The 2,883-nt window shown below is 32.3% G+C and carries 1 protein-coding gene and 1 pseudogene; one reads left to right on the top strand and one right to left on the bottom strand.

Annotation, left to right across the window (positions count from 1 at the left end; translation table 11 throughout):
• Positions 1-836 precede the first annotated feature (836 nt).
• A complete protein-coding gene (locus JCM10596_RS22660) occupies positions 837-2,000 on the bottom strand; it encodes an AimR family lysis-lysogeny pheromone receptor (RefSeq protein WP_025029043.1) in 1,164 nt (387 codons plus the stop codon).
• A 661-nt stretch (positions 2,001-2,661) separates the two neighbouring features.
• Here JCM10596_RS22660 and JCM10596_RS27145 point away from each other — a divergent pair.
• Positions 2,662-2,883, top strand: a pseudogene (locus JCM10596_RS27145) (IS21 family transposase); the annotation flags it as partial.

Raw genomic sequence — 2,883 nt, 5'->3', positions numbered from 1 at the left:
CCCCAATATTAAACATTTGCCTTCAATCTTCTTTGTTTAGAAAAAGAGTTCGAAAATATTAGCTAAAACTTCTTTATAAACTCCTTGTTTATTCTCGAAATTTTTAGAAATATATTAATACCTTCAAAAAAATAGAAAACAGTGTTATAACACTTAACCCCCGAAAGATAAAATTATTATCGAAACATCCCGATAGGAATTGCCTAAAGACCTCGTAATCCGACACTCGTAAGTATTTTTTATAATACAGAGGCCTGGGTTGCGCAATTTGATTTTTCTTGGTCATTTAAATCTATTTTATACTCACTGGCATTCTCTTATTTACACTTTTTGACATTCAACAGAAAGTGCAAATTCTCTACAAAGTATTAAAGACGCCACCTATTTTAGGGGCGTCATTTCGTATACTTCTGAACAAAGCTAAATTATTTAATTAAACGATAGTATATAAATAAATTACTCAATGCCTTGTGTGTATTAGGACGTTTAGGGGCCGTAGTGCTTTATAGGCTTAATTATACTTTGTATACCTATAATATTTGAGTTATCAAATACCTCTCCTGCACTAACAACAATTACTATGCTCACTAGACTACGTTTCAAAGCCACTAAAGTCTAACTACCAAAAGAGAATGGTGTTAGGTTCGTCACGAAAACAATGCCGCAAAACAAATTTTTGAACTAGCATTGTAATGAACTAATATTCAAGTAGAAGAAAGTTAGTTTATTCTCTTTATACGGAAAAAACTAATTGAGTATTTTAGTGTGTGTATTCTAGCTATTAACTTCTCTGAAGCAATGCTGCAACTGTTAGTAATCAGATGTGAAAATACACTTCATTTCAATCGCTTCCCTTTCCTCCTATATATTAATACTTGTAACAGTTTTTCTGATGCCCCATTCTTTCTGAGCCCCTCAATGGGCAGTCTAAGGAAGAAATCATTTCCAGCCTCTATAAATTCAATAATGGAATCGTAATAATAAGTGTCATCTAAGGTTAATTCCCCAAGGTAATAATAGTGAAATGCTTTGTAGTAGTTGCTTAGCTCATCCATATTAATTTGCTCTAATAGTTGTTTAGCTTTGGTAGATTGACCCATACGTATGTAGTAAAATGCTAAATTATGAAGATCTTTAAAGTCATCACTCACTTTTAAATAAGAAGGCTTTATCCCGTGATAGATTTGAACAAAATTAATGGTATTTTCAACTTGCTGAGTTTTTTTTGGACTTCCTCCACATATATACATTGCCCTTGATCTTTCCAAGTTAGAAAGTGCTAATTCTAGGTCACTATAAAAATAAATGAACCCTAATGAGTGATAAGTGGAAGCTAATGATACTTCATCAATCGCATGTTCGAGAACAAGATAATAGTATTTCTTGCTCATTTTTTCATTATCTTTGTAGAAGTATATAGATGAAAGCACCTGACCCATTCTAGAGGTATAGCATCTTCTAATCAATTCATTTGAAATGTCTGCAACTTTATATTCAATCGACAATAACTTATTTAGTGACTGAGTAAATTCATTGATATCGTAGTAAGCATAGGAAAGTAAGATATTGGAATATATTTTCATTTCTAGAGTTTCAAAAAATTTATTCTCTAATTTCTCAATAATTTCCCCAGGCTTAATCTGTTCGATAGTTCTTAAAAATTCAATGTTATAAATTTTAGCCCATTCCCGTTCAAGGCGACCTTTAGATTTCTTGAAAGTTTGAATAAGCTCCTTCTGCAGTTCACGATTTCTAGTCACAAACGCATATTCCATGGCAATTTTAGCATTTCTCTTCATGTTCCTGCTAAAATCTGTCATTAAATCCTGTTCTTCTTCAGGCCAATAATCTCTAACAATCTTAGTGGCTGCATAAAAATCTAGGTTCCCACCCTCAATAAATCTTCCTATGTTAGAATTAGTAACTCCAGCAATTTTAGCTAATTTACTTCTTGTTTCTCCATGTTCAAGTAGATGTAATATTCTTTTTCTTAACAACATTTAGTTCACCTACAATTAGTGGATCTTTTAAATTTAGAATTGTTAGACATTTTACGGAGTGAAAAATAGCCAATTAACACCAAGGATCAAATTCTAGCTTCTCAACATCTAACGACACTATTCGTCAAATATTTTCCATTTATTACTTATTATACTATATCATAGGCTAGTATAAGATGCAAAGTATATTTGACTCCTCTACACTTGCAGTAAATAGGCCAAAAATCATATTTCCCTGCAAATAGGTATACCATAATATTCATATTATCGTACGAGCAGTATCCCTAAACTTTACACTTGGCTATTTGAAAAATACTATTAATACCTCTAAAGACCCATTGTTAAGTTTTGCTTCAAACCACAATTACAGTGATTCTAGACAACAACGTAATCCTCAAATTAATCAAATCGTGTAAGATACCTAGTACATTATTCGCAGAGTAGCCATATATTTCTGTAAAATTTAGATGCATACGATAAAACGTACACATCTGAAACAAAATTACTACCTACTTGTTTATTGCAAAATAGAAGTGCAGAGCTTTGCAAAGGAAAAATGCAGAGTTCTGCACTTTACTTAATATAAAAAAAGACTTGCCAGCCACCCCAAGTCCCTCTACTGTTATTGGTGTCGAATCAATCATAGTGGAGGCTGAAAGGAATGCTAGCAATGTCTGATATTTATTGTATCAAACACCTACGTAATAACAAAGGTCTATCGATAACAAAAATAGAAAAAACACTAGGAATTAATTGGAGAACTGCTAAGAAGTATGCAGACCAAGATCACTTACCTAAGAAAAAAAACAATAAGAAGAAAGGGATGTTGTATGAGGAAAAATGGGGCGAAATCATTTCAGATTGGTTAGCAGAAGATAGGAAT

The sequence above is a fragment of the Caldalkalibacillus mannanilyticus JCM 10596 genome (assembly GCF_000615945.1).
Classification (GTDB): Bacteria; Bacillota; Bacilli; order Caldalkalibacillales; family JCM-10596; genus Bacillus_AT; species Bacillus_AT mannanilyticus.
This window is presented reverse-complemented; position numbering and strand designations above follow the sequence as displayed.